Source organism: Ochrobactrum sp. Q0168, from assembly GCF_016427605.1.
GTDB lineage: Bacteria > Pseudomonadota > Alphaproteobacteria > Rhizobiales > Rhizobiaceae > Brucella.
In genome coordinates this window covers 254375-279665 of record NZ_JAELXQ010000003.1, presented here as the reverse complement: position 1 = coordinate 279665, position 25291 = coordinate 254375, and the positions used below count along the sequence as shown (strand labels likewise).

Sequence of the window (25291 nt, the reverse complement as noted above, 5' to 3'; positions counted from 1 at the left end):
TATCGACTAGACGCGATAATAGCGGTTGGCGCGTTTTTCGGCGCTCGCGACAGCCTCTTCCGGTGTAGCAGCGCCGGTCACCGCCGAGGCAAACATATCGACCAGGACATAGTCGGCCATGACGGCTGCCGAAGCATAGCCGAGCGGACCGGCATAGCCGTTGGGACGCAGCGTTTCCGATGCGCGAGCATAAGGCGCGTGGATCGGATTTGACTTCCACACCGGATTATCCGCAAACGCCTTGAGCGGCTGGCAGCAATAGGCGCTGGAGCCTTCGAGCCAAGCATTCATCTGGTCGGCTTCCATCATAAATTTGATGTAAGCCTTGGCCGCTTCGGGATATTTCGAATGCTTGAACAGCAAAAGCGAGCTGGTCTGGTGCAGTTCGACGCTCTTGCCGACCGGACCGATCGGGAAGTTCGTGCTGCGCATGTCAGCGGCGAATTCCGCCAGTTTCGGATCGTTCTTCGCGGCGTAATAGATGGAAACGCCGTTGGCCGTCAGCGACACCTGACCGGCGAGGAACGCACGGTTGTTGTTAATGTCGAGCCAGCTTTCCGTGCCCGGAATGAAGGTCTTGTAAAGCTCCTTCGCATAGTTGATGGCAGCAATGGTTTCCGGCGAGTTGATCGTCACCTTGCCGCTTTCATCCACCATCTGCGCGCCATGGCTCCAGAGCAGCCAATGCGCATAGTTGTTGCCGTCGCCGACAGCCTTGCCATGCGGGAAACCAGCAGGCGTTCCCTTGGCCTTCATGGCCTTGCACAGCTCAAGGAAGCCTTTCGTGTCCTGAGGGAATTCGCTGAAGCCCGCCGCTTTCATATGGCTGTCGCGATAGACAATCGCGTTGCCGATTGCCGTCAGCGGCATGGCGATGAATTTGCCGTCGCGGGTCGCATAGCCCTTGAGGCCGTCATAGAAACCGCCATATTTGCCGTCGAGATAGGTGCCAAGCTCGGTCAGATCGACCAGCTTGTCGGGATATTGATGGGCATCGTCGAACCAGCACATCACGATATCGGGGCCGGAGCCCACATTGGCGGCAACCGCAGCCTTCGGACGAATATCTTCCCAGCTTTCCTTGTCGATGCGCACTTCGACGCCGGTTGCTTCGGTGAACTTCTTGGTATTGGCGAGCCAGCTGTCTTCATCGCCCTTCACGAAAGGCGTCCAGCGCAACACGCGCAGGCTCGCGCCCGCTTCCGGCTTATAGTCCGGTTCGGCTGCAAAAGACGGACGAATGCCAAGGCCCGACAAACCCGCCGCGCCAACAAGACTTGCCGTTCCCGTCAGGAATGTTCTTCTTCTGATAGTCATTATGCTCCTCCTCCAAAAATGGGACTTGGTTACGCCGCATTCGCTATCCCTGCAGGCGAAAACGGGTATCTGGCGAAATTCAATTCCCCAGAAAAGGCACGCTTCGGGCTCTCCCCTCCTTCAGCGTGCCTTGTATAAATTCAAGCAATAAGGCGAATGCCGCTCTCTTGGTCGAAGAGGTGAACATTGCCGGGATCGATCGAAATATTAATCGCCTCGCCGGGGCGCACATCGACGCGCTCGCGGAAAACACAGGTGACTTCGGTACCGCCGAAATTCACCACCATCTGCGTTTCGTAACCGGTTGGTTCGATCACCACCACCGGCGCCGCCAGACCCGCACCGTCAAGCCGGATATATTCCGGGCGCAGACCGTAAACGAGGTCTCGTCCCGCCGCCTGCGGATAACTGCGCGACAATGGCAGCCTTGTGCCGTCGGTAGCCACGAACACCTGCGGGTTTTGCGGATCGAGCGCGCCCTTGATCATGTTCATGGCTGGGGAACCGATAAAGCCAGCTACAAACAGATTGTTCGGATTGTCATAAAGCTCCAGGGGTGAACCGACCTGCTCCACAATGCCGTCATGCATGACGACGATCTTGTCGGCCATGGTCATGGCCTCAATCTGGTCGTGTGTCACGTAGACAGTGGTCGTTTTCAATCGGTGGTGCAGTTCCTTGATCTCGGCGCGCATCGCCACGCGCAATTTGGCGTCAAGGTTCGACAAAGGCTCATCGAACAGAAAGACCTGTGGATCGCGAACGATGGCGCGGCCCATGGCCACGCGCTGGCGCTGACCGCCGGAAAGCTGACGTGGATAGCGGTCAAGCAGATTGGTCAGGCCCAGAATCCCAGCAGCATAATTCACACGCTTGTCGATTTCCGCCTGCGGTGCCGAATTCAGCATCAGCGAGAACGCCATGTTCTTGGCGACGGTCATATGCGGATAGAGCGCATAATTCTGGAACACCATGGCAATATCGCGTTCCTTGGGCGGCAGATTATTGACCGGCCGGCCGCCGATGCGGATTTCGCCGCCGGAGATATTCTCCAGCCCGGCAAGCATCCGCAGCAGGGTCGATTTTCCGCAGCCCGAAGGGCCGACGAGAATGACGAACTCGCCGTCTTCAATATCGATATTGACGCCTTTGATGACGGGGAAATTGCCGAAAGACTTTTTCACTTCGGCGAACTGAACAGTGGCCATGCATCTCCTCCCAGACTGCATTCTGTATTTTCAGAAGATGTGAATGCCGGCTCCTCACTTCCGACGCCCAGATCTTTCGCGAATATTCTCCTTGCTTTTCATGCTCTCCGCACCGGATTCCTCTTCCGGCGCGCATTCCTGTTTTATTTAACCCCGGCCCACATAGGGCATCTTGGTTGCCATGACGGTCATGGTCAGCACATTGGCGTCGAGCGGCAAGCTTGCCATGTAAACAACCGCATTGGCGACATGCGCCGGATCAATGGTCGGCTCTGCGGCTATGGTCCCATTGGCCTGAATGACGCCGGTGGAAATCTTCTGCGTCATATCGCTGGCGGCATTGCCGATATCGATCTGGCCGCAGGCAATATCGAAGTTGCGACCATCGAGAGCGGTCGACTTGGTCAACCCGGTAATGGCATGTTTCGTCGCCGTATAAGGTGCTGAATTGGGGCGTGGGGTGGTGGCCGAAATGGACCCATTATTGATGATGCGGCCTCCGCGCGGGTTTTGCGCTTTCATCACCCGGAAAGCCTGCTGCGTGCACAGAAATGCGCCCGTCAGATTGGCGCCGACAATCGCATTCCAATCCTCGAATGTGACCTCCTCAAGCGGTACGCCCGGAACAAGAACGCCCGCATTATTGACAAGGAGATCAAGCCGCCCAAATTTTTCGACAATCGCGTCGAACAGTTTACGAACGGCGACCGGATCACCCACATCTGCTGCAATTGGGTGGAAGCTTCCGCCGGTTTGCGACGCAAGATCGGACGCCGCCTTTTCCAGCACATCAAAACGACGACCGGAAATGACAACATGATAACCTTGTGCGCCGAGGGCCTTGGCGATAGAGCGTCCCACACCTGTACCGCCGCCGGTGACAAGCGCAATGGCCCCACTTTTCGCAACCGCTGCTTCACTCATCAAAGCGTTCCTCCGTGCTTTGTGCCTGCCACCCATTCAAAACCGCATTTGATCGATCCAACTGGTAAGGTGAGCGGACCACTTGTCCATTGTTGGCCGGTCAAAGGCCGTGAGTCAATCGCGTTTTGCCGCAATCCCGAAACATTAGCTAAAGACGTAGTGCGCGCCCCTGACCTCATCACAAAGCCTTCAAGCCAGACAGCCATGACAGCCCCGCATCGGTCGTGGTTTTCGGGCGATATTCGGCGCCAAGCGGCTTTGCATAGCCGAGACTATCGAGCAACTGTACGATATGCCGGTAATCCAGCTCGCCATGGTCGGGCTCTGCCCTGTCCGGCACGGCGGCAATCTGGACATGTCCGATATGCGGCTGCAACGCTTCCAGCCGCTTGCTGATATCGCCTTCCATAATCTGAAGGTGGTAGCAATCGAACATCAGTTTCAGATTGCTTGCAGCCACTTCTTGAATGATCGCAATGGCTTGTTCTGATGTCTTCAGAAAATATCCCGGCGCATCGCGGTGGTTCAGCGGCTCGATCAGGATCGTTATGCCATGTGCGGCGGCCTGTTGGCAGGCATAAGCGAGATTGGCGATAAATGTGCGACGCGCCGTCTCGCCTTCCGCCTTTCCTGCCATGACATGGATATTAAGCGCCCCGATGGCGACGGCGTAATCGACTGCCTGCCGAATTGCTGCCTGCGACTCGTCTTCCCGTCCCGCAATCGCCGCCAGACCGTTATCGCCAGCCTCGACATTGCCGCGACTTGTGTTGAGCCCGAGCATGGTCAGTCCGGTTTCGCGCAAGGCGGCAGCGACATCGGCGGGCTCGAATTTATAGGGCCAATGGCATTCCACGGCATCGAAACCAGCGGCCTTTGCCGCGCGAATAGCATCAGGCAGCGGCAGTTCCTGCCAGAGAAAGCCGAGATTGGCTGAAAAACCGGCCATCAATCCCACTCCACATCAAATCTATCGACGATCTGGCGAATTTGCGCCTCCGTCAGCATGTTCGGTTTCAAGCCGCGCGTGAGCATGGCGAGCTTTGCCGTTTCCTCAAGTTCTTCAACGGCATAGACAGCCGCTTCCAGATCCTTGGCCGCAACAACCGGCCCGTGATTGGCCAGCATTACGGCGCTTCGTTTGCCAGCCAGACCGCGGATCGCGTCGCCCATGGCGGGATCGCCGGGGATGAAATAGGGAAGCAGCTTCACCTTGCCGAGTTTCATGATCGAATAGGCGGTCAGCGGCGGCAGCATATTGTCGGGGTCTACATCCGGCAGCATGGACAGCGCGACGGAATGGCAGGAATGGAGATGCACGACCGCGCCCGTCTTGGCCGCCCGTGTTTCGTAGAAAGCTGCATGCAGCGGCATTTCCTTGGTCGGCTTGTCGCCACTGATGAAGTTGCCTTCACTGTCGAACAAAGACAGCCTTGCCGGATCGAGCCCACCGAAAGAACTGCCGGTTGGGGTGACGAGCAGCCGCCCGTCCGACAAGCGGGCCGAGATATTGCCCGACGACCCGCCGGTTAGCCCTCGGTCGAAGATGGACTTTGCCATCAGGCATACGCTTTCGCGGAGTTTGGCTTCTTCGCTCATGCAGCCTCCAGCTTGCGCAGCGCTGTTTCAAAGAAGGTTTCAGAGCCAAAATTGCCCGATTTGAGCGCAAGGGCGACTGCACCGCCTTCCACCGTGGCGAAAGTCCACGGGACGCCGGGGGCGATCTCCTGCCCCACCATCACGCGGGAAACACCAAGCGCTTGCGCGACAGCGCCGGATGTTTCACCGCCGGCCACCACAAAACGGCGAATGCCGAGACTGAAAGCCTCGCGCGCCAGCGCAGCAAGCGTCTCTTCCACAATCTGGCCTGCGCGCTCCACGCCCAGCTTTTCCTGTGCGCCCCGAACCGAAGCCGGATCGGCGCTGGCATAGATCAGCTTCGGCTCGTTCAATGCGCGCTGCCGGAGCCAAGTCATGGCCTCGCCTGCGCCATGTTCCGCCAGCTCCAGCGGATCGAGACGATAGCTCGCCGCCTTATCCTTATAATGCGCAACCTGTTTCAGCGTCATGGCCGAACAACTGCCGGAAAGAACGATCTTGCCTTCCCCAACCACAGGCGCTAGCGCCTCTTGTCGTCCTTTCTCCAACTGCCCTGCTTCCGCCAGAAGGCGCGGCAATGGCATGGCAAGCGCGCTGCCACCGGTAAGCAGCGGCAGATCCAGCGTCGCCTCGGCGATGATTCCGAGATCTCCATCGGCAACCGCATCGATGATGACATGCGCCACCCCCTGCCCGGCCAGTTCCGCAAGGCGCGCCTTCAAGGCATCGGAACCGCGCGCCACGACAAGCCGATTGGCCAGCCCGACCTTGCCTTTGACCTGCGGTTGCAGCAAACGCACCAAACTGGAATCGCGCATAGGTGTGAGCGGGTGATCCTTCATCGGGCTTTCATCCAGCGGCTGTTCGCCGACGAAGAGATGCCCCATGAAAATGCTGCGGCCGTTTTCGGGAAATGCCGGACAATAGATCGTCTGCGACGTGCCGATATCGGCCATCAGAGCTTGCGAGACCGGCCCGATATTGCCCTCGGCAGTGCTGTCGAAGGTCGAGCAATATTTCCAGTAGAACCGCTGTGCACCGGCTGCTTTCAGCCACGCATATGCAGCGCGCACCTGAGCGACGGCCTCATCAACAGGAATTGTCCGGCATTTTAGGGCAATGATCTCGAAAGGTGCGCTCGTCTCGATATTCGCGGCCTCGGTTTCGTCGGGCAGCCCGAAACGCAGGGAAACCGGATAACCGCTACGGGCCAGCAATCCGGCAAGGTCCGTGGCTCCGGTGAAGTCATCGGCAATAGCACCCAATACGATAGCCATCAGTTATTTCTCCATACCCGGCAGGGCAATGCCGCTACGGGCGGCCAGTATCTTGGCCACGGCAGCATCGTCTTCGAGGCCGAAACCGGCCTCGGATGCTTGTCTGAACAGAGCCAGCGCTGCTTCGCTGAGCGGCGTGGAGCCGCCTGCATCAGACGCTTCGCCGGTCACGATGCCCATATCCTTGACGAAAATATTGACCGCTGAACGCGGCGTATAATCGCCATCAACGATATGCGGCCCGCGATTTTCGAACATCCAGGAAGAACCGGCCGAAACGCGGATGACATCGAACACAGTTTGCAGATCAAGGCCAAGTTTGGCGGCGAGCGTCAGCGCTTCCGCAGCGGCAGCGATGTGAACACCTGCCAGCAACTGATTGATCATCTTGACTTTTGAGCCAAGGCCCGGCTCTTCGCCAAGCCGGAACACTTTGGCCGCAACGGCGTCCAGTGCTGTGGCAGCTTTGGCGAAAGCCGCATCCGCGCCAGAACCCATGACGGTTATTTCGCCGGTCAGGGCCTTTTGAAAACCGCCGGAAACCGGCGCATCGATGACCGCCATGCCAGCCGCCTCAAGTTTGGCTGCGATCTCAACCGTCACGCTTGGCGCCATCGTCACGCATAGGAGAAACACCGTGCCGGGCGTGGCGGTGTGCACTGCGCCTTTCGGGCCAAACAGCACGTCCTTGGCCTGATCGGAATTGACCACGAAGACAAAGACGACATCGCTTTTGCCCGCATCAACAGGCGCTGAAAAAGCTTCGCCGCCTTCCGCCGCAAACCGCTTCAGCACGTCGTCCCGGATATCCACGCCCTTGACGTGAAAGCCCGCGCGCAGCAGGGATAGGGCAGCGCCCCACCCCATCGAGCCAAGACCGATCACGGTTGCCGTATTGCCCGGCGCCATGCGAAACCTCCCGTTATTTCTTTGCGTTACCGCTTATCGATACCGATGCCGTTCAGGCTTTTTCCAGCTCATCCTCGATATGGATACGGATGATTTCATCGAAAGATTTGTCACCGACAAAGCCGAGCGCAATGGCGCGGCTTGCATCGAAATCCTGCGCCCATCCGGCGACGATGCCTTCGATCAACGGATCGGACTCCCGGCGAATAAGCGCCACCGCCTTGTCGCCAGCAACACGGCGCAGGGCTTCGATCTGTTCGCCGACAGTCGCCGACAAACCCGGCATATTGAGAATGCAACGATGCCCGACTTTAGCCAGATCGATGGTTGCGGCATGACGAAGGAAGCCGACCGCGCGACGCGGGCTCACATGCCAATGGCGCACCGATTCATCGACCGGCAAGATCGCTTCTTGTCCGACCAGAGGTTCACGGAGGATATTGGAGAAGAAGCCCGATGCCGCCTTGTTCGGCTTGCCGGGGCGAATGCAGACCGTCGGCAGGCGAATGCCGATGCCGTCCAGAAAGCCCTTGCGGGCATAATCCGCCAGCAGCAATTCGCCGATGGCTTTCTGCGCGCCATAGCTGGTGCGGGGCGTCAGGAAAAACTCGTCGTCGATCTTTTCCGGGAACGGTGCGCCGAACACGGCGATCGAGGAGGTGAAGACAACGCGCGGCTTATAGGGCGCTTTTTCGCCTTCCTTGCGGATCGCTTCGAGCAGATAGCGCGTCCCGTCGAGATTGATCGCATAGCCCTTGTCGAAATCGAGTTCCGCTTCGCCGGAAACGATGGCCGCGAGATGAAAGATAAGGTCCGGACGCTTGACAATCAGCGCGCGCGTGACGGCAGGATCGGAAATATCCCCAGCGCTCGCATGGATCGTACCAGTAAAGCCCTCGGGCGGGGTCGGCGCGATCACATCCACCAGCGTCAGCTCATGGACGGGCTTTCCGTCAATGCCGCCCTCACGGGCGATTGCTTCGGAAAGCTTGCGGCCAACCATTCCTGCTGCGCCGATAATCAAAACATGCATGCGATTTTGCCTTTCTTATTCATGGATGCAGCCCGCATCCAACGCCCTCAGCTGCGCTTCTCGCGCACCTTGGCAAGCAAGTTTTTCGTTGAAACGTAGATCCGCTCTTCATGCGCGGCAAAGGCCGCCATGGCCGCCTCGCGGTCGCGCTTTTCCAGCGCCTGCAAGATCGCCTGATGGTCGGCAAAACTGCCATCAATCGCGCCGGGCTGCGCAACGGCGCGCCGGCGATGCTCAAGCATATAGGTGTATAGATCGGTGACGATGTCGGCGAGAAGCGGATTTCCGCATTCGCGATAGATGGTGACGTGAAACTCGCGGTCGCAGATCAGAAAGCGGACGGGGTCGCTCAGGCAATCGAGCTGCGCCTTCAGTGAGCGACGCAAGATGTCCAGCGCTTCGTCGGAAATGCGCTCGGCGGCATCGCCGACAATCTGCTGCTCAACCAGAAGCCGCGCTGCATGCACGGCATCAACATCATAAAGATCGACATTGAGCCGCGAAGTAATGCCAACCGCCATGCCGGACAGATCGGCCTTGGCAACACGCGTGCGCGACCCGTGCGAGACTTCCAGCACGCCACGGGCAGCGAGTGTCTGAATGGCGCTGCGCACAGTCTGCCGGCTGACCGAAAGAGCTGCTGACAGTTCGCGCTCGCCCGGCAGTTCGTCCCCTACCGCGAGCAAACCGGAAGCGATGAGAGCTGCAATCTTGTCGGCAATCACATCCTTGATGGTGCGCCGCTCAAGATTTCGTCCCAGCCCCGTATTCTTATCGAGCAGAAGATTATGTGCGACGATCAACGCAGTTCCCACTGACCCACTGGTCTTTCCACTAGTCCAGTTGGAATTTATCGATATCGCAGTTGCTGTCAAGAGCTCACGAGGGTTCGCGCCGCGATCAGTTCAGGTCGCAGCGACACCAAATCGTTTTTTGTGGAAAAAGCCGCTTAGAGCCTGAATCAAAAAGCGGCATGTGTGTGCGAAAATGGTGATTTCGAGTATCGGGGCGGAGCGTAGTTTTGGGTACGTGAGCCTAGGCAAGCCTCGCATAATCCCGAAAAATTGCAGACTTTTCGGTTCAGATTATGCGAATGCAAATCTCAAATTGCCATTTGCAGCCGCACAGCGCGACTTTTGGAACAGGCTCTTACACTGCGTCCAGAATCTGCTTCTGCAGATCAATCGCACGGGCGTCAGCGAGTTCGCGTCGCGGGCGCTCCAGATCGATGTCGATATCGAGCGCGATGGACCCTTCGCGCAACACGATAACGCGGTCTGCGAGGGCAACGGCTTCCGACACATCGTGGGTAATCAGAACCGTCGTAAAGCTGCGGTTCGTCCAGATGCGCTCCAGAAGACGGTGCATCTCGATGCGTGTCAGCGCATCAAGTGCGCCAAAGGGTTCGTCCAGCAGCAGAATTTTCGGATCGCTGACCAGCGCTCTTGCGAGCGCCACGCGCTGGCGCTGGCCGCCGGACAGAACGGAAGGCCAGTCATTGCCGCGCCCTTCCAGCCCGACATCGGATAAAACCGACAGGGCGGCCTCGCGCCAGTTCTCGCCGCGCGCTATGCCGACATTTTCGGTCACGCGTTGCCACGGCACCAGCCGCGCTTCCTGAAAAAGCAGACGCACTGACGGGCTGATGCCCCACAGCGTTTCACCACCAACGGCCACACGACCGCCATCGGGCAGGTCGAGACCCGAAATCAGGCGCAAAAGCGTGGACTTACCACCGCCGGAACGCCCGACGACCGCCAGAAACTGCCCGGATGGCACCTCCAGATTGAAGTGCCGCAGCACTTTCAGGCTGCCGAATGTGCGGTCGACATGGGAAAGCGAAATGGGCAATCCGCCATCAACTGCCGCACCGCGAGCGGTCGTTTCAACATCATATGTGCCCTGAACCGCCGCCATCAGCTTTTGCCTTTCTCCGGCTGATAGGCCGGATGCCAGACGAGCACACGCTTTTCGATGAGACGGGTGGCTGTGTCGGCCACTTTGCCGAGAAGCGCATAGATGATGATGCCGAGCAACACCACGTCGGTCATCAGAAACTCGCGCGCATTCATGGTCATATAGCCGATGCCGCTGGTGGCGGAAATTGTCTCCGCAACGATCAGCGTCAGCCACATGAAGCCCAAAGCATAACGCAGACCAACGAGAATAGACGGCAGTGCGCCGGGCAAGATAATGCGCTGGATCAAAGCCTTTCGATCCAGTCCGTAAACGTGCGCCATTTCGATCAATTGCGGGTCGATGGTGCGCACGCCGTAGAACGTGTTGATGTAAATCGGGAAGAACACGCCGATGGCGACGAGAAATATCTTGGCGGTTTCGTCAATGCCGAACCACAGGATAACGAGCGGAATAAGCGCCAGATGCGGAATGTTGCGCAGCATCTGCAAGGTGCTATCGAGCAGTGTTTCGGCTGGCTTCCACAGACCGTTGACGATACCGGCGATAAAGCCCAGCCCGCCGCCGATAACGAGACCGATCAGGGCGCGCTGCGTCGAAATATAGGTATGATAGACCAGCGTTCCATCCAGCAGCGATTTCCAGAACGCCGCCGCCACCGTGCTGGGTGCTGGCATCAGTCGCGCCGTGATCAGGCCCGTGCGTGCGGCAATCTCCCAGACGATCAAAAGAACGATCGGTAGCGCCCATGGTGCGAGCGCCTTTCCAAGCGATTTGAACCACGGGACAGTGCTTGTGTTGCTCTTTCCAGCAAAGCGGGAAATGCCGGAAATGCTTGAATCCGCCATCAGGCCGCTCCCTTGCGCGTCACCTCGGCAATGGAAATTTCCTTCGGAATGAGGCCGAGCTTGAAGAAGGTGTCTGCAATTGCCTGCTGCTGGGTAATAACCGCTGCATCCAGCGGCTTGACGCCGTAGGACTGGCGTTCGACGGCGCGGACAAGAACATTCTCCGCAATGCCGACCGAAGGCGCGAGTTCTGCCGCGACTGCCGCCGTATTGTTCTTGATCCAGGCATCAAGCTCGGCAATCGCGTCGACCACGATATCGATGGCTTGCGGGCTCGCGTCCACGAATGGTTTTGCACCGAGATAGAACTGGTGATTGGGAACGAGCCCTTCGCCATTGCGCAGTTCGCGCGCTTCAATGGCAATTTCCGCAGCTGCCTGGAACGGGTCCCAGATCACCCAGGCATCGACAGCGCCACGTTCGAAAGCGGCGCGCGCATCCGCTGGCGGCAAAAAGGTCGTTTTGATGTCGGTGTAGGCAAGGCCCGCCTCTTCCAGCGCCTTGACCAGCAGATAGTGAACATTCGAGCCCTTGTTGAGCGCGACGTTCTTGCCCTTCAGCTCTGCAACCGTCTTGATGGGGCTGTCTTTCGGCACCAATATTGCCTCGCCGGTCGGCGCCGGCGGCTCATGCGCAATATAGACAAGTGGCGCACCCGCTGCCTGCGCGAAGATCGGCGGCGTTTCGCCGGTGGTGCCAAAATCAACCGCACCAACATTCAGCGCTTCCAAAAGCTGCGGCCCAGCCGGAAACTCGGTCCAGCGCACGTCAAAGCCGATTTTCTTCAGCTTCTCTTCCAGGATACCGCGCGCCTTCAGCAGAACCAGCGTGCCATATTTCTGGTAGCCGATGCGAAGCACTTTTTCCTGCGCGAAAGCAGGCACACTGCCAATCAGTGGTAATGCAGCCGAACCGGCGAGAAGACCTGCAAATTTACGTCTTGTAATGCGCATCAATACTGCTCCTGAACAGACCGGTTGCCTCTTCTTCTTATGTTAAAGGCAAAAAGGCGCAGCCACAGGAACGAACGTCTAACCTCACGCGGTCCAGGAGAAATTCTTTACTTCTCGAACGCCATTGCGGTGCAAGACGGTGCACGGCGTATATCGCAAAGCCTGCTGCATCAATCGCGCCCCGCCCAGGGCACCAGCACGGATTCAAGCTTGCGCAGCGACAGTTCAAACGCGAAAGCGATCAGCGCAATCACGATAATGCCCATGATGACCACGTCGGTCACAAGGAACTGCGCAGCCGACTGGATCATGAAACCAAGGCCTCTGGTGGCTGCAACCAGTTCTGCGGCGACCAGCGTGGTCCAGCCTGCGCCGAGTGCAATGCGCACCCCTGTGAAGATCGAAGGCAGCGTATGCGGCAGCACAACGAAACGCACCAGTTGCCAGCGGCTTGCATCGAAGGCGCGGGCCGCATTCAAACGCTCCTGCGAAACACTGCGCACACCGGATGCAGTCGAAAGCGCAATCGGCGCCAGCATCGCCAAAAAGATGACCAGCACTTTCGACGTTTCGCCGATGCCGAACCAGATCACCACCAGCGGCAGATAGGCAAGCGGCGGGATCGGGCGCAGAAATTCCAGAATAGGGTCGAGAATACCCCGCCCGACCGGGCTGAGACCGATGGCAAGGCCGACCGGCACCGCAATGACAATCGAAACGACCAGTGCCGCAAAAACGCGAGCAAGGCTCGCGGCCAGATGCTGCGCCAGCGTCGCATCGACAAAGCCGTTTTGCGCCACGCTGAAAAACTTGGCCAGAACCTGTGCGGGCGATGGCAGGAAGACCGGCGAAACCAGTTTCAGGCTTGCCGCCAGCCACCAGACAACAATGAGAGCAACAATCGTCGCCGCACTGATTGCACGTGTGCCGGAAAACAGCGACGCCCAAGGCCGCGAACCAAGACGGGGCGTATCGGTGGAACTCACCGGTTTGCTTTGCGCAATATCGTCATAGCTGCGCGTTTCTGTCGAAACACTCATGCCGTCTCTCCCTGGAATATGGCATCGGCCAGTTCGCCCCGCGCTTGCAGGAATGCCGGGTCGGTCTTGATGGACCGCACCGGCTCGCCCGCCAGATAACGCCTGCCGAAATTCACATCGAACACGCGCTCGATCCGGCCCGGATGCGGCAGCATCACGACAATTCTGGTTGCGAGCAGCAATGCTTCCTCAATGCCGTGCGTCACCATGAGAACGCCCGCCGCGTTTTTGCCCCATATGTCGAGCAGCAGCGTCTGCATGCGTTCTCGCGTCAGCGCGTCGAGCGCGCCGAGCGGCTCGTCCATCAACAGAAAATCCGGTTGCGATGCCAGCGCCCGCGCCAGTCCAACGCGCTGGCGCATACCGCCCGACAATTCCCAGACCGCCTTGTCACCAGCACCTTCCAACCGGACCTGCGCCAGCAATTCATCGGCGATACGGTGTCGCTCGCTCTGGGGACTGCCCTTCAGGCGCAAGGCAAAGGCGACATTGTCGCGGGTGTTGAACCACGGAAACAGCGCATCGTGCTGAAACACCACCGCGCGTCCCTGTCCGGCGCCCCGCAGACGAACACCGTTGCGCGTCACCGCGCCGCTTTGCGGCTGCAACAACCCGGCAGCGACATTGAGCAAGGAGGTTTTTCCGCAGCCTGAACGCCCGGTGAGCACGACGAATTCGCCAGCCGAAAGGTCGAGCGATACATTGTCGAGCGCCGGTATCGCAGTGCCGCCATAGTGCAGGCTGATCTGACTGAGTTTGAGCTGGCTCATTTGCCTACCTGTTACCGCAAACGCCCCTGCCCACCGGATTGCCCGGCGGACAGGGGTCTGTTCGATCTGAAACCCGCGCAATCAGTTGCTGGCGAGCGCATCCGTCACAAATTTCGTGGTGACGTAAGGCGCATAATCCGGCAGCGCGTTATCGATCTTGCCCTGCTCCTTCAGGAAGGCCGACGTGTTGGCAATCGCCTTCACGGTTGCGCCGCCCAGATAGTCGGCAGAAGCCTGATCCTTCAGCGATGGATAGACATAGCCTTTCAGGAGTGCTGGAACTTCCTCCTGCTTGGCGCCGGTCAGACGGGCGATCTTTTCCGCTTGCGGTGATTTCGCATCCCAGGCATCCGGCTTGGAATTATAAGCTTCATAAGCCTTGCCGGTGACTTTCACGAAATCCCGGACTGCTGCCGGATGCGCGCTAGCAAAATCCTTGCGGACGATCCATGCGTCAAAGGTTGGCGCACCCCATTCGGCAACCTTGGCCGAATCCAGAATGACTTTGCCCTTGGTCTTGATCTGGCCCAATGCCGGGTCCCAGACATAAGCGGCGTCAATGTCGCCGCGCTCAAAGGCGGCAGCGATTTCCGGCGGGCGCAGATTGAGGATTTCGACCGACTTGCTATCCACGCCCTCATGCTTGAGCGCGGCAAGCAGGCTGTAATGCGTGGTCGAGACAAACGGCACGGCAACCTTCTTGCCGGCGAGATCCTTGACCGAGGCGGCATCCCGGGCGACCAGCGCCTCGGATTCACCGATCAAGCCCACGATGAAAAATGTCTCAATCGGCAGTTCGCGGCTGGCAGCGGCAGCCAGCGGGCTGGAGCCGACATAACCGATATCGATATCGCCTGAAGCCACAGCCGCAATCACATCCGCGCCTGAATCGAACTTACGCCAATTGATGTCGGCCTTAGCCGCCTTTTCATATTCGCCATCGGCCTGCGGAACCTTCGAGGGCTCGACCACCGTCTGATAACCGATATTGATTTTTACATCGGCGGCCAAGCTTGCCCCCGCGGCCACCACCCCAATCACAGCCGTGGAAGCGGCCAGAAAAATACGTCTCGTCAGTATTGTCATCTCACGCCTCGTTCGAGCTGTTGATCACCCCGAAAGCGCCAGCCTTATCCCTCGGCCCCAAGCGCTTCCAATACCGACAATGATCGAGCAACGCGCAGCAGTTGTAGAGGAACGGGATACCAATTTTGCGTGCAAAGAAAAAATATTCTCATCGCTGACAATAAGCGACTATGCACCCAAAAGAGGACTATTCGTCCGCGCAACAGGAGCTACATTGCGATTGACGCATGGGGGACGTTATGGGAGGTGTTTTTGATGCATCAGACAGCAAATATCGGGCATCATCATGTATGATTATTGTCTCGTCGGGGGCGGTATTGTCGGCCTTGCCACGGCGCTTACCATTGTCCGGCAGGAACCTTCAGCCCGCATTCTGGTGCTGGAAAAGGAAAACGCCGTTGCGATGCATCAGACCGGCCATAATAGCGGTGTGATTCATGCGGGCATCTATTATCAGCCCGGCAGCTTCAAGGCGGAACTCTGCCGCGCTGGCGAGCGCATGACGAAGCAGTTTTGCGACGAAAACAACATTGCCTATCGCGTTCCCGGCAAGCTTGTCGTGGCGACGAACGATATGGAAGTACAGCGCCTCGCAGCGCTGGAAACCAACGCCGCCGCAAACGGCATCACCTGCCGCCGTCTCAGCGGTAGCGAATTGCGCGAATTCGAACCCGCTGTGACAGGACTTGCCGCTTTGCTCGTCGAGCAAAGCGGGATTGTCGATTATCGCGCGGTGTGCCGCGCCATGGCCGATCTCATTCGCGCCGCTGGCGGCGATATCGAGTTCAATGTCAGTGTGGACCGTATTGAAGAACGGGCGGACGACGCGCGCATCCATGCGGGTGGAAAAGTCGGGGAAAGCAGGCAGGTCATCGCTTGCGCCGGGTTGCAGGCCGACCGCCTTGCCCGCCGGTCCGGTGTCGATATCGACTTCCAGATCGTGCCCTTTCGCGGCGAATATTACGCCTTGCGACCCGAACTGAACAAACTTGTCGAGCGCATGATCTATCCGGTGCCGGACCCTTCAATGCCGTTTCTCGGCATTCATCTGACGCCGATGATCGATGGCAGTCTCACTGTCGGGCCCAATGCCGTTCTGGGTCTTTCTCGCGAGGGCTATCCCAAATTCTCGGCCAGTCTGCGCGATATGGCGACCTATGCCGCCTTTCCCGGCTTCTGGAAGGTGATAACCGCCCATCTATCGTCCGGTTTCGAAGAAATGAAGGATAGTCTGTTCAAGAAGAGCTATCTGGAAAAATGCCGGAAATATTGCCCTTCCTTGCAAGAAAGTGACCTTCGGCCTTACCGGGCGGGGATCAGGGCGCAGGCCGTTTCACGAGACGGCAAGCTCATTCACGACTTCAAGTTCCATCAGACGAAACGTGTGCTTCATGTCTGCAATGCGCCGTCTCCAGCAGCCACATCGGCCCTACCCATCGGAAATCTGATCTTTCAACGCTTGCAAACAGGCAATTGAACAGGCGTTTTCCACCATCATAAAAGTAAACCCGCATCATCACTGATGCGGGTTTTTGTTTGTCCTTTGAAAAAGCTCCGTATCAGCCGCGACCGATCGAGGCGGCGACTTCATCCAGCGCCTTCTTCGTTGCCGCAACAACATCATCGACCTGCGCAGGCGTGATGATCATCGGCGGGCAGAATGCAATCGCGTCTCCCATGTTGCGCGTGATGACGCCGTTGCTGAACATCGCCGCATTGGCAAGACCGCCGAGCGCACCGACCTTCTCATGCGGCGCTTTGGTGGCCTTGTCGCCAACCAGCTCAAGTGCCGCAATGAGACCAACGCCGCGCACTTCGCCGACCAGCGGATGATCGGCCAGTTCGCGCAGGCGCTTTTGCATATAGGCGCCCGTTTCACGCGCATTGGTGACCAGATCGCGCTCTTCGATGATCTTGAGGTTTTCGACCGCAACCGCAGCTGCAACCGGGTGGCCCGAACCCGTATAACCGTGACCGAACACGCCAAGACGCGCGCTTTCATCCGCCACCGGCTGATAGACACGATCATTGAACATGAAAGCCGAAATCGGCAGATAAGACGACGAAATCTGCTTCGACAGCGTCATGACATCCGGCTTCATGTTGAAGGTCTGCGAACCGAACATATTGCCGGTACGACCAAAACCGCAGATCACTTCGTCGGCGATCAGCAGAATATCGTATTTCTGCAGCACGGCCTGGATCTTTTCCCAGTAGCCTTCGGGCGGCACGACAACGCCGCCAGCGCCCATCACCGGCTCGCCGATGAAAGCCGCAACCGTTTCCGGTCCTTCGGCGAGGATCATATCCTCCAATTCCGTAGCCAGACGCGTGGTGAATTCATCCACCGTCTCGCCCGGCAGCGCATCGCGGTAATAATGCGGGCAGGTCGTGTGCAGGAAGCCCGGCAGCGGCAGATTGAACGAGTTGTGATTGACCGGCAGGCCGGTGGCGCTGGCCGATGCAATCGTCACGCCATGATAACCGCGCTTGCGACCGATGATCTTGGTGCGTTGCGGCTGCCCCATGGCATTGGCGCGGTACCACAGCATCTTGATAATGGTGTCGTTGGCTTCCGAGCCGGAATTGGTGAAATAGACCTTGCTCATCGGCACCGGCGCGATGCTGATCAGCTTTTCGGCCAGTTCGATGACGGGCTGATGCGACCGATGCGTGAACGTGTGCGAATAAGGCAGCTTCAGCATCTGCTTATGTGCTGCATCGGCCAGACGCTTTTCCGAAAAGCCGACGCCGACGCTCCAAAGCCCAGCCATCGCCTCAATGTAGCGCTTGCCGTTATTGTCTTCGACGTAAATGCCATCGCCCTTCTCAATCACCACCGGGCCGATTTCTTCATGACGGCGCGCATTGGTGTTTGAATGGAAATGATAAGCGATATCGCGAGCTTCAACGGAATTGGGCTGTCTGGTCATTCGAATTCCCCTTTTAAAACCGATCAGAGCAGCTTTAACGCATCCATAGCCGCTTCAACGGCAATATTATCCTGCCAGCGCCCGAGATGCGGAAAACCACTTGTCGTTAGGATCGAAGCTATAAACAAATAATCTTCCGCGCAACGAGAACGAAAACCGTTTTCAAGAAAATCCGGGCTGCCGAGGAATAATGCAGTCACTCGCCAGCTTTTTCCATCTGCGGACTCTTCTTCTTACGCGATGACAGAACCGAATCGCTCTGCCTGACCACAAGGTCAGCGCCGACAAGCACCTTGACCGCAGGCTGTTTTTCCGCCGCATTGATCAGATCGTCCAGTATCGACACCGCCAGATTGCCGATCTTGCGCTTGGACACGTCAACCGTCGTCAGCATCGGTTCCATGGTGGCGCTTTGCGGCAGATTGTCGAAGCCGATCACCGAAACATCTTCCGGAATACGCACACCGCTTTCCTTCAGCGCCCGGATGAAACCATAGGCGATGATGTCGTTGGTGCAGAAATAGCATTCGGCAAGCTCGTGCCCCGCCTGCAGCAATTCGCGCGTGTCGCGGTAAGCGCCTTCATAGGTCGATTCGACCGACAGAATATCCTCGGCCTGAACCTTGAGGTTCAAACGCTGCATATTCTTCAAATAAGCGTCGCGGCGCAGACGGAAATTCATCGTCTCGGTGGGGCTGGCGACAAAGCCGATGCGGGAAAAGCCGGACTGCTTGAAGTGCGACAGCACCTTGAAGACCGCGTCTTCATTGTTCATGTCGACAAAGTTAGCCTCAACGACATCGTAGAACGTATCGATGAAAACCGTGGGCAGACCCATGCCCTGAATCATATGGATATCGACCGCCGACAATTCGGTGCCGAGCGCGATGACGCCACGAACGGGTGCGCCTGCCAGCGACTCCGCCACGGCGCTGACCGGCTGCCCCTCGAAGCTCGCCACCTCCAGCGTGTAATTGCGGCGGGACGCTTCCGACGACATGCCGTCGATATAATCCGAAACGAACACGCTGTGGTCGCGATTGACCGTGCCGCCATGTTTGGAAATTTTCAGGAAGCGAATCGTCTCGCCCGGCCCCGTGGCGCCATTGCCGGTCTTGGCGACGCGCGGCACGTAATTCAGCCGTGACACAGCTTCAAGAACACGCGTACGGGTCTCGCCAGAGATTTCTCCCTTACCGTTGAGTACAAGCGAGACCGTGGCGGGGGAAACACCCGCATTCTCGGCAATATCTCTGATCGTAAAAGATTTCTTTTTTTTCATACGCTCCGCACGGCTGCCGTCTTCAGCACGTCATTCCCCTCTTTGCCCATTCGGCCCCACTGCCCCCTCTGGCAGAGCCAGAATGACGGGCTGGAATCCTCTTCAATGCGCATCTTATTCGGAAATCCGCATCATGCTACTCAGAAAGCACAACGATAAAACACAATTTGTTTAGTAAACACAACAGTCGTGTTTTAAAACGATTAAGCTGATAACCGACGCAAATCAACGGAATTTTGAGCAGCATGCGCTTGACATCGCTGTTATCCAGGCAATAGGTTTAGTGAAATAAGATTTTGTTTAGTAAACGATGCAGGAGGAGACCATGCAGAGGACAAGCAACCCGCTTGCCATGCTTGTTGTCATTAATGTGGGATTGCTCGCGCTTGGCGCGTACATCTCCGGCGGGTCTTTTCTCTCCCTGTTCAACTTGCAGTCCATGGCTGGCCAGGTGCCTGAAATCGGCCTTCTCGCCATCGGCGTGATGCTGGCCATGTGCGCCGGTAACGGCGGCATCGATCTGTCGGGCATCGCGCTCGCCAATCTGGCAGGCGTGCTCTCAGCGGTTGTCGTATCGTCCTTCGTGTCAGCCTCTGCGAACCCGCTGGGCTTCAGTCTTGCATTCATCGTGCTTGCACTGCTCATCGGCCTTGCAGGCGGCATCATCAACGGCATCCTGATCGCGCGTTTCAATATCACGCCCATTCTCTGTACGCTCGGCACGCAGATGGCCTTCATGGGTCTGGCCGTGGTGGTCTCGGAAGGCCGCGCTGTAATGGTCGGCAGCCCGGACCTCCTGTCGCGCATCGGCAATGACATGTTCCTGGCCGTGCCGATCAGCTTCCTGATTTTCCTGGCGATTGCCCTTTTCATCGGCGCCGTGGTCCGCTTCACACCTTTCGGCGCCTGGCTGATGCTGATGGGCACCAATCCGAAGGCGGCAGTCTTTGCCGGCTTCCCACGCGCCCGCGTTCTGATCGCCACCTACGCGACGAGCGGCCTGCTGGCTGGCATTGCAGGCGTCATCATCGCCGCCCGCAACGTCAACGTGAAATATGATTACGGCAGCTCCTATCTGCTAGTCGCCATTCTCATCGTCGTGATGGCAGGCGTGAAGCCAGAAGGTGGTTATGGTCGCATCATCTGCGTGGTGCTGAGCGCCATCGCCTTGCAGCTCATGTCGAGCCTGCTCAACTTCGGTGGACTGTCCAACTTTGTTCGCGACTTTGCCTGGGGCCTGCTGCTGCTCGCATTCCTCGCTGTCGGACGCTACGACGTCGCCAGTTTCTTTACCTTGGGCAATCGCACCAAGGCACCCATTGGTGCTCAACCCTCTGGCACCAAACCGTAATATTGAGGGACCTTTCTGAGGAGGAAGTCATGAAAGCTAAGACGAAGAAGCTGCTCACTGGTGCGCTCATTGCTGCCACTGCACTCGCAGGCGGCGCAGGCACTCTGGTCGCGCAGGAAAAGCCGGTCATCGCAACCGTCGTCAAGATCAGCGGTATTCCGTGGTTCGACCGCATGAACACCGGCGTTGAAGCCTATCAGAAGGCCAACCCGGATGTGGTTGCGACCCAGAGCGGCCCGGCAACTGCCGACGCAGCACAGCAGCTTCAGATCGTTCAGGATCTGGTCGCCAAGGGCGTCAATGCTCTGGCTGTCGTTCCGATGGACCCGGCCGTTCTCGAAGGCACGTTCAAGCGCGCCATCGAACGCGGCATTGTTGTCGTGACCCACGAAGCCGACAACCAGGTCAACACCATGGCCGACGTCGAAGCATTCGACAATGCCGACTATGGCAAAGCTCTGAACGAACGTCTGGCACAGTGCATGGGCAAGAGCGGCAAGTGGACGACCTTCGTCGGCTCGCTCGGCAGCCGCACGCATATGCAGTGGGTTGGCTCGGCTGAAGAAAACGCCAAGCAGTATCCGGACATGCAGCTCGTCGACCCGAACAACGAATCCTTCGACGATGCCAACGGCACCTACGAAAAGGCCAAGGAAATCCTGCGCAAGCATCCTGACCTGAAGGGCTTCCAGAGCTCGGCTGGCAATGACGTTCTCGGCATTGGCCGCGCGATCGATGAAGCTGGTCTGAGCGGCAAGGTCTGCCTCGTCGGCACCGGCCTACCGAACCCATCGGCTGACCTTCTGGAATCCGGCGCCATCACGGCTATCGGCTTCTGGGATCCGCAGAAGGCTGGTATGGCGATGAATGCCGTCGCCAAGCTTCTTCTGGAAAAGAAGGAAGTCAAGGACGGCATCGACCTCGGCGTTGAAGGCTACAACAAGGTTTCCGTGAAGAAGGGTGCAGGCGAAGGCCTCCTCGTCATCGGTAACGGCATGGTTATCGCCGACAAGGATTCCTACAAGGAACACCTGTTCTAAGAAGCCTTGGAAGATCCGACTGCTAGTGGCGTGGATTCCGTTCACCCCCGCCATATAGCGTCAAAGCCTCGGGTGCTTTCCGCGAATGGAAAGCATCCGGGCAACCAACCCCGGTTGATTTTGCCGCCAGCCAGCCGACAGCGGAACCGTTGCGCGCAAGCGCAATGATGCACTGTGGCAGAGGAATTAACGTGTCAACGACGATGAACAATAAGACGGAAAACGGCCGGACACCGGAGCGCTTTCTCGAATTGCGCAACATCCACAAGCGGTTTGGCGGCGTGCACGCATTGCGCGGCATCGACCTCACGCTCAATCTCGGAGAGGCCTATCACCTTCTCGGCGAGAACGGATGCGGCAAGAGCACCGTCATCAAGATCATGTCCGGCGCGCATGGTCCGAGCGAGGGTGAAATTGTTCTCAATGGCAAGACCTATAAAGAACTCGATCCGATCCAGTCGCTGGCGGCGGGCATCGAAACCGTCTATCAGGACCTTTCGCTGATCCCGAACCTCACGGTTGCGGAAAACGTAGCGCTTAATCAGCAGCTCGTCGAAGGCAATGGCAAGCTCTTACGCCGTTTCGACCGCACCAAGCTGCGCCAGACAGCGGAGCGCGCGCTGAGTACAGTCGGCCTGCCGACAGACCGCGCCTTTCTGAACACTATCGTTTCCGAACTGCCGCTTGCCATGCGCCAGCTGGTTGCCATTTCGCGCGCGATCGCTACCAGCGCCAAGCTGGTCATCATGGACGAGCCGACCACGTCGCTGACGCGCCGCGAAGTCGATAACCTCATCGAAGTCGTCAATCGTCTGCGCGCCGACAATGTCGCCGTCCTCTTCGTGACCCATAAGCTCGACGAATGCTATCGCATCGGCGGCAATGCCGTGGTGTTCCGGGATGGCCAGTGCGTGGCGCAAGGCCCGATTGAAAACTACACAAAGAAGCAGCTTTCCGAGCTGATGATCGGTCGCGAAATCGACGCCGAACGCTATCGGACCGGCACGCAGGGCAAAGAAGAACTGCTAAAGCTGGACGGCCTGTCGTCGCCGGATTTCAAGAATATCAACCTGACGCTTCGCAAGGGTGAAGTGCTCGGCATTACGGGTCTGGCCGATTCAGGCCGCAACGAGCTGGCGATGGCGATCACCGGCGTCGATCCCGCATCCAACGGCGCAATCACGCTCGAAGGCCGCAAGATCAACGTCAAGAGCCCTGCCGAAGCCATTGAACTTGGCATCGGCTATGTGCCGGAAGATCGTCTGGCCGAGGGGCTTTTCCTCGACAAGTCGATTTTCGAGAACGAAATCGCGCTGATCCTGACCCGTCTCAGCAACAGCCTCGGCGTCATCAACCAGAAGAAGGGCCGCGAAATCGCCGCCTCGCTGATGGAGCAGATGCGCCTCAACACCAAGAACCTGGATTTGCCGGTCGGCGCTCTTTCGGGCGGCAACCAGCAGCGCGTTCTCATCGGGCGCTGGCTCAGCATCGGTCCGAAGCTACTTGTGCTGCACGGACCGACCGTCGGCGTCGATGTCGGATCGAAGGATACGATCTACCGCGCCATCCAGACACTGGCCGAAGCGGGCATGGGCCTCATCATCGTCAGCGATGACCTGCCGGAACTGCTGCAAAACGCCGACCGCATTCTCGTCATGAATGCGGGAAGCATCGTCAAGGAATTTGACGCCGCCGAGGCGACGGAAGACCAGCTCTACCAAGCCATGATGTCGTCGCAAAAGGAGCTACCGCAATGAGCGCGTCGCAATATCAGCAGGAACTGGGCCAGACCCGTTCCTTCAAGCTGGGTGACTTCATTCGCAGGCGCCCTGAATCCATCACCTTCTTTCTTCTGGTCGCGATCTGCGTGATCGTGTCGATTGTCAATCCTGCATTCCTGCAGGCTTCGACGCTGATCGATATCGGTCGCGCCAGCGTCGTGATGGGCCTGTTCGCGCTTGGCGTCTTCATCATTCTCGCAGCTGGCGGCATCGATGTGTCGTTCACGGCCATTGCCGCCTGCACGGTCTATTCGCTGACGCTTCTGGTGCAGGCCTATATGCCGACGCTTCCTATCGTCTTCGTCATCCTGATGGCGATTGCCGGCGGTGTCGTTCTCGGCCTGATCAACGGCGTTCTGGTGCATAGTCTGAAAGTTCCGTCGCTGATCGTCACCATCGGCACGCAATATCTGTTCCGTGGCTTTTTGCTCGCATTCGTCGGCACGGTCTGGATCATGTCACTGCCGCCGACGATGGGCGCTTTTGGCCGCCTGCCTTTGTTCCAGTTCGAATCTGCCAATGGCGCAACCATCACCATGCCGTTCTACTTCCTGATCCTGCCCGCGGCAGCGATCCTGACCTGGTGGATCTTGAACCGCACATTGATGGGCCGCGCCATATTCGCCATGGGTGGCAATAGCCAGATCGCAAGCCGCCTTGGCTATAATCTGCGCACCATTCATCTGTTCCTGTTCGGATATGCCGGTGGTCTCGCTGGTCTTGCGGGCATCATCCATGTTTGCGCCAACCGTCAATCGAGCCCGTTCGACTTTGTCGGAACCGAAATCAGCGTCATTGCCGCTGTGGTTCTGGGCGGCGCACGGATTACTGGCGGCACGGGCAGCGTTTTCGGCACCATTCTGGGTGTCCTGCTTATCACCGTCATCAACAGCGTTCTGGTCCTGGTCGGTATCCCCAGCACGTGGCAGCGTCTCGTCGTCGGCTGCTTCATTCTTCTGGCCGCCGCCTTCTTCGTCACCCAGCAGCGCAAGAAATAACCCGATAATCTCAAGAGGAAATCATGAAGAAATTCCTGAACGATCCAGTCAATTTCGTTGATGAGATGCTGGAAGGCATCTATCGGGCGCATCCCGAACTGACCTTTGTCAATGACGACAAGCGCTGCATGGTCACAGCCAAGCCAAAGGCTGGCAAGGTTGGCATCGCAACCGGCGGCGGCTCGGGCCATCTGCCGACCTTCCTCGGCTATATCGGCGAAAACATGATCGACGGCGCAGCTGTCGGCGGTGTGTTCCAGTCGCCAAGTGCTGAACAGATGTATCAGGTCACCAAAGCCATCGATCAGGGCGCAGGCGTGCTCTACATCTATGGCAATTACACGGGCGACATCATCAATTTCGACATGGCTGCGGAACTCGCAGATCTCGACGGCATCACCGTCAAGCAGGTTGTCGGCAATGACGACGTTGCCTCGTCGGTCGTCGGTGAGGAGCACAAGCGCCGCGGCGTTGCGGGCATTTTCTTCATCTACAAGGCAGCCGGTGCGGCAGCAGCCAACGGCCTGTCGCTCGATGAAGTAACGCGCCTCGCAGACAAGGCCCGCCTGCGCACCCGCACGATGGGGGTTGCCCTGTCGAGCTGCGTTGTGCCGGAAATCGGCCATGCGACCTTCTCCATCGGCGACGATGAAATGGAGATCGGCATGGGTATCCATGGCGAACCGGGCATCAGCCGCACCAAGCTTGCCCCGGCTGACTCCGTTGTCGACCAGCTTCTGGGCCGCATCTTCGCCGAGCAGGATTATGCCAAGGGCGATGAAGTTGCCGTTCTTCTGAACGGTCTCGGCGGCACGCCGCTGGAAGAACTCTACATCATGTTCCGCCGCGTGGCGCAGCTCTTCGACGAGCGTGGCGTCAAGGTAAAGCACATCTGGATCGGCGAATTCGCCACCGCCATGGAAATGGCCGGTGCATCGATCTCCGTGCTGCATCTGGACGATGAACTGGAGCCGCTGATCGCTGCTTCGGCGAACACGCCGTTCTTCAAGCACATTGCCGGTTGA

General features: G+C 58.2%; 24 protein-coding genes. 6 read left to right on the top strand and 18 right to left on the bottom strand.

Features of this window, described 5'->3' with window-relative positions; translation table 11 throughout:
* Nucleotides 1-6 precede the first annotated feature (6 nt).
* The 15 genes from JAU75_RS09370 to tauA all read right to left on the bottom strand — a co-directional run bounded on the left by JAU75_RS09370 (nucleotide 7) and on the right by tauA (nucleotide 14881).
* Nucleotides 7-1317, bottom strand: coding sequence for an ABC transporter substrate-binding protein (locus JAU75_RS09370; RefSeq protein ID WP_199056239.1), 1311 nt, complete (start codon nucleotides 1315-1317; stop codon nucleotides 7-9).
* 140 nt (nucleotides 1318-1457) lie between these two features.
* Nucleotides 1458-2525 (bottom strand): sn-glycerol-3-phosphate ABC transporter ATP-binding protein UgpC, encoded by a 1068-nt coding sequence (locus JAU75_RS09365; RefSeq protein ID WP_199056238.1) that lies wholly within the window; start codon nucleotides 2523-2525, stop codon nucleotides 1458-1460.
* A 147-nt stretch (nucleotides 2526-2672) separates the two neighbouring features.
* A complete protein-coding gene (locus JAU75_RS09360; protein WP_199056237.1) occupies nucleotides 2673-3449 on the bottom strand; it encodes an SDR family oxidoreductase in 777 nt (258 codons plus the stop codon).
* A 178-nt stretch (nucleotides 3450-3627) separates the two neighbouring features.
* Nucleotides 3628-4398, bottom strand: a complete 771-nt coding sequence (locus JAU75_RS09355; RefSeq protein ID WP_199056236.1) for a TIM barrel protein — start codon at nucleotides 4396-4398, stop codon at nucleotides 3628-3630.
* On the bottom strand, nucleotides 4398-5048 hold the full coding sequence (otnC, locus tag JAU75_RS09350) for a 3-oxo-tetronate 4-phosphate decarboxylase (protein WP_199056235.1): 651 nt from the start codon (nucleotides 5046-5048) through the stop codon (nucleotides 4398-4400). Before otnC ends, JAU75_RS09355 begins: the two co-directional genes overlap by 1 nt.
* Complete coding sequence (gene otnK / locus JAU75_RS09345; protein WP_199056234.1) at nucleotides 5045-6325, bottom strand: 3-oxo-tetronate kinase; 1281 nt, start codon at nucleotides 6323-6325, stop codon at nucleotides 5045-5047. Before otnK ends, otnC begins: the two co-directional genes overlap by 4 nt.
* A gap of 3 nt (nucleotides 6326-6328) precedes the next feature.
* Complete coding sequence (ltnD, locus tag JAU75_RS09340; RefSeq protein ID WP_199056233.1) at nucleotides 6329-7234, bottom strand: L-threonate dehydrogenase; 906 nt, start codon at nucleotides 7232-7234, stop codon at nucleotides 6329-6331.
* Between the two features lie 52 nt (nucleotides 7235-7286).
* On the bottom strand, nucleotides 7287-8267 hold the full coding sequence (gene denD, locus JAU75_RS09335; protein ID WP_199056232.1) for a D-erythronate dehydrogenase: 981 nt from the start codon (nucleotides 8265-8267) through the stop codon (nucleotides 7287-7289).
* 47 nt (nucleotides 8268-8314) lie between these two features.
* A complete protein-coding gene (locus tag JAU75_RS09330) occupies nucleotides 8315-9070 on the bottom strand; it encodes an FCD domain-containing protein (protein WP_199056231.1) in 756 nt (251 codons plus the stop codon).
* Between the two features lie 346 nt (nucleotides 9071-9416).
* Entirely contained in the window at nucleotides 9417-10184 is a 768-nt protein-coding gene (locus tag JAU75_RS09325; RefSeq protein ID WP_199056230.1) for an ATP-binding cassette domain-containing protein, read from the bottom strand.
* Nucleotides 10184-11032 (bottom strand): ABC transporter permease subunit, encoded by an 849-nt coding sequence (locus JAU75_RS09320; RefSeq protein WP_199056229.1) that lies wholly within the window; start codon nucleotides 11030-11032, stop codon nucleotides 10184-10186. Before JAU75_RS09320 ends, JAU75_RS09325 begins: the two co-directional genes overlap by 1 nt.
* Nucleotides 11032-11985 carry a sulfonate ABC transporter substrate-binding protein gene (locus JAU75_RS09315; RefSeq protein WP_199056228.1) on the bottom strand — a complete coding sequence of 318 codons (954 nt, stop codon included), beginning with the start codon at nucleotides 11983-11985 and terminating at the stop codon, nucleotides 11032-11034. The genes JAU75_RS09320 and JAU75_RS09315 overlap by 1 nt, the downstream gene beginning before the upstream one ends.
* Before the next feature lie 170 nt (nucleotides 11986-12155).
* Nucleotides 12156-13025 carry a taurine ABC transporter permease TauC gene (tauC, locus tag JAU75_RS09310; protein ID WP_199056227.1) on the bottom strand — a complete coding sequence of 290 codons (870 nt, stop codon included), beginning with the start codon at nucleotides 13023-13025 and terminating at the stop codon, nucleotides 12156-12158.
* Nucleotides 13022-13795, bottom strand: coding sequence for an ATP-binding cassette domain-containing protein (locus tag JAU75_RS09305; RefSeq protein WP_199056226.1), 774 nt, complete (start codon nucleotides 13793-13795; stop codon nucleotides 13022-13024). The genes tauC and JAU75_RS09305 overlap by 4 nt, the downstream gene beginning before the upstream one ends.
* A gap of 81 nt (nucleotides 13796-13876) precedes the next feature.
* Nucleotides 13877-14881: a taurine ABC transporter substrate-binding protein gene (tauA, locus tag JAU75_RS09300; RefSeq protein WP_199056225.1), complete on the bottom strand. Its 1005-nt coding sequence runs from the start codon at nucleotides 14879-14881 to the stop codon at nucleotides 13877-13879.
* Between the two features lie 286 nt (nucleotides 14882-15167).
* Here tauA and lhgO point away from each other — a divergent pair, with 286 nt between their 5' ends.
* The gene (gene lhgO, locus JAU75_RS09295; protein ID WP_199056224.1) at nucleotides 15168-16358 is read left to right on the top strand and encodes an L-2-hydroxyglutarate oxidase; all 1191 of its coding nucleotides are present in this window, start codon (nucleotides 15168-15170) and stop codon (nucleotides 16356-16358) included.
* A gap of 82 nt (nucleotides 16359-16440) precedes the next feature.
* Here the strand turns inward: lhgO and JAU75_RS09290 are convergent, their stop codons facing one another.
* The 3 genes from JAU75_RS09290 to JAU75_RS09280 are packed head-to-tail and all read right to left on the bottom strand — an operon-like array spanning nucleotide 16441 to nucleotide 19096.
* Complete coding sequence (locus JAU75_RS09290) at nucleotides 16441-17814, bottom strand: aspartate aminotransferase family protein (RefSeq protein ID WP_199056223.1); 1374 nt, start codon at nucleotides 17812-17814, stop codon at nucleotides 16441-16443.
* 23 nt (nucleotides 17815-17837) lie between these two features.
* Complete coding sequence (locus JAU75_RS09285) at nucleotides 17838-18014, bottom strand: hypothetical protein (protein ID WP_199056222.1); 177 nt, start codon at nucleotides 18012-18014, stop codon at nucleotides 17838-17840.
* The gene (locus JAU75_RS09280) at nucleotides 18011-19096 is read right to left on the bottom strand and encodes a LacI family DNA-binding transcriptional regulator (RefSeq protein WP_199056221.1); all 1086 of its coding nucleotides are present in this window, start codon (nucleotides 19094-19096) and stop codon (nucleotides 18011-18013) included. The genes JAU75_RS09285 and JAU75_RS09280 overlap by 4 nt, the downstream gene beginning before the upstream one ends.
* Nucleotides 19097-19421: 325 nt before the next feature.
* On the opposite strand from JAU75_RS09280, the gene JAU75_RS09275 reads away from it, so the two are divergent.
* The 5 genes from JAU75_RS09275 (at nucleotide 19422) to JAU75_RS09255 (ending at nucleotide 25291) form a co-directional block, all read left to right on the top strand.
* Nucleotides 19422-20447, top strand: coding sequence for an ABC transporter permease (locus JAU75_RS09275; protein ID WP_199056220.1), 1026 nt, complete (start codon nucleotides 19422-19424; stop codon nucleotides 20445-20447).
* 29 nt (nucleotides 20448-20476) lie between these two features.
* Nucleotides 20477-21487, top strand: a complete 1011-nt coding sequence (locus JAU75_RS09270; protein WP_109367647.1) for a substrate-binding domain-containing protein — start codon at nucleotides 20477-20479, stop codon at nucleotides 21485-21487.
* A gap of 191 nt (nucleotides 21488-21678) precedes the next feature.
* Nucleotides 21679-23244 carry a sugar ABC transporter ATP-binding protein gene (locus tag JAU75_RS09265; protein WP_371836133.1) on the top strand — a complete coding sequence of 522 codons (1566 nt, stop codon included), beginning with the start codon at nucleotides 21679-21681 and terminating at the stop codon, nucleotides 23242-23244.
* On the top strand, nucleotides 23241-24266 hold the full coding sequence (locus JAU75_RS09260; protein ID WP_199056219.1) for an ABC transporter permease: 1026 nt from the start codon (nucleotides 23241-23243) through the stop codon (nucleotides 24264-24266). Before JAU75_RS09265 ends, JAU75_RS09260 begins: the two co-directional genes overlap by 4 nt.
* Nucleotides 24267-24289: 23 nt before the next feature.
* Nucleotides 24290-25291, top strand: coding sequence for a dihydroxyacetone kinase subunit DhaK (locus JAU75_RS09255; RefSeq protein WP_199056218.1), 1002 nt, complete (start codon nucleotides 24290-24292; stop codon nucleotides 25289-25291).

Bases quoted from the DNA above. Each gene is read 5' to 3' on its own strand.
- JAU75_RS09370 (WP_199056239.1), bottom strand. From the start codon at position 1,317: ATGACTATCAGAAGAAGAACATTCCTGACGGGAACGGCAAGTCTTGTT.
- JAU75_RS09365 (WP_199056238.1), bottom strand. From the start codon at position 2,525: ATGGCCACTGTTCAGTTCGCCGAAGTGAAAAAGTCTTTCGGCAATTTC.
- JAU75_RS09360 (WP_199056237.1), bottom strand. From the start codon at position 3,449: ATGAGTGAAGCAGCGGTTGCGAAAAGTGGGGCCATTGCGCTTGTCACC.
- JAU75_RS09355 (WP_199056236.1), bottom strand. From the start codon at position 4,398: ATGGCCGGTTTTTCAGCCAATCTCGGCTTTCTCTGGCAGGAACTGCCG.
- otnC (WP_199056235.1), bottom strand. From the start codon at position 5,048: ATGAGCGAAGAAGCCAAACTCCGCGAAAGCGTATGCCTGATGGCAAAG.
- otnK (WP_199056234.1), bottom strand. From the start codon at position 6,325: ATGGCTATCGTATTGGGTGCTATTGCCGATGACTTCACCGGAGCCACG.
- ltnD (WP_199056233.1), bottom strand. From the start codon at position 7,234: ATGGCGCCGGGCAATACGGCAACCGTGATCGGTCTTGGCTCGATGGGG.
- denD (WP_199056232.1), bottom strand. From the start codon at position 8,267: ATGCATGTTTTGATTATCGGCGCAGCAGGAATGGTTGGCCGCAAGCTT.
- JAU75_RS09325 (WP_199056230.1), bottom strand. From the start codon at position 10,184: ATGGCGGCGGTTCAGGGCACATATGATGTTGAAACGACCGCTCGCGGT.
- JAU75_RS09320 (WP_199056229.1), bottom strand. From the start codon at position 11,032: ATGGCGGATTCAAGCATTTCCGGCATTTCCCGCTTTGCTGGAAAGAGC.
- JAU75_RS09315 (WP_199056228.1), bottom strand. From the start codon at position 11,985: ATGCGCATTACAAGACGTAAATTTGCAGGTCTTCTCGCCGGTTCGGCT.
- tauC (WP_199056227.1), bottom strand. From the start codon at position 13,025: ATGAGTGTTTCGACAGAAACGCGCAGCTATGACGATATTGCGCAAAGC.
- JAU75_RS09305 (WP_199056226.1), bottom strand. From the start codon at position 13,795: ATGAGCCAGCTCAAACTCAGTCAGATCAGCCTGCACTATGGCGGCACT.
- tauA (WP_199056225.1), bottom strand. From the start codon at position 14,881: ATGACAATACTGACGAGACGTATTTTTCTGGCCGCTTCCACGGCTGTG.
- lhgO (WP_199056224.1), top strand. From the start codon at position 15,168: ATGTATGATTATTGTCTCGTCGGGGGCGGTATTGTCGGCCTTGCCACG.
- JAU75_RS09290 (WP_199056223.1), bottom strand. From the start codon at position 17,814: ATGACCAGACAGCCCAATTCCGTTGAAGCTCGCGATATCGCTTATCAT.
- JAU75_RS09280 (WP_199056221.1), bottom strand. From the start codon at position 19,096: ATGAAAAAAAAGAAATCTTTTACGATCAGAGATATTGCCGAGAATGCG.
- JAU75_RS09275 (WP_199056220.1), top strand. From the start codon at position 19,422: ATGCAGAGGACAAGCAACCCGCTTGCCATGCTTGTTGTCATTAATGTG.
- JAU75_RS09270 (WP_109367647.1), top strand. From the start codon at position 20,477: ATGAAAGCTAAGACGAAGAAGCTGCTCACTGGTGCGCTCATTGCTGCC.
- JAU75_RS09260 (WP_199056219.1), top strand. From the start codon at position 23,241: ATGAGCGCGTCGCAATATCAGCAGGAACTGGGCCAGACCCGTTCCTTC.
- JAU75_RS09255 (WP_199056218.1), top strand. From the start codon at position 24,290: ATGAAGAAATTCCTGAACGATCCAGTCAATTTCGTTGATGAGATGCTG.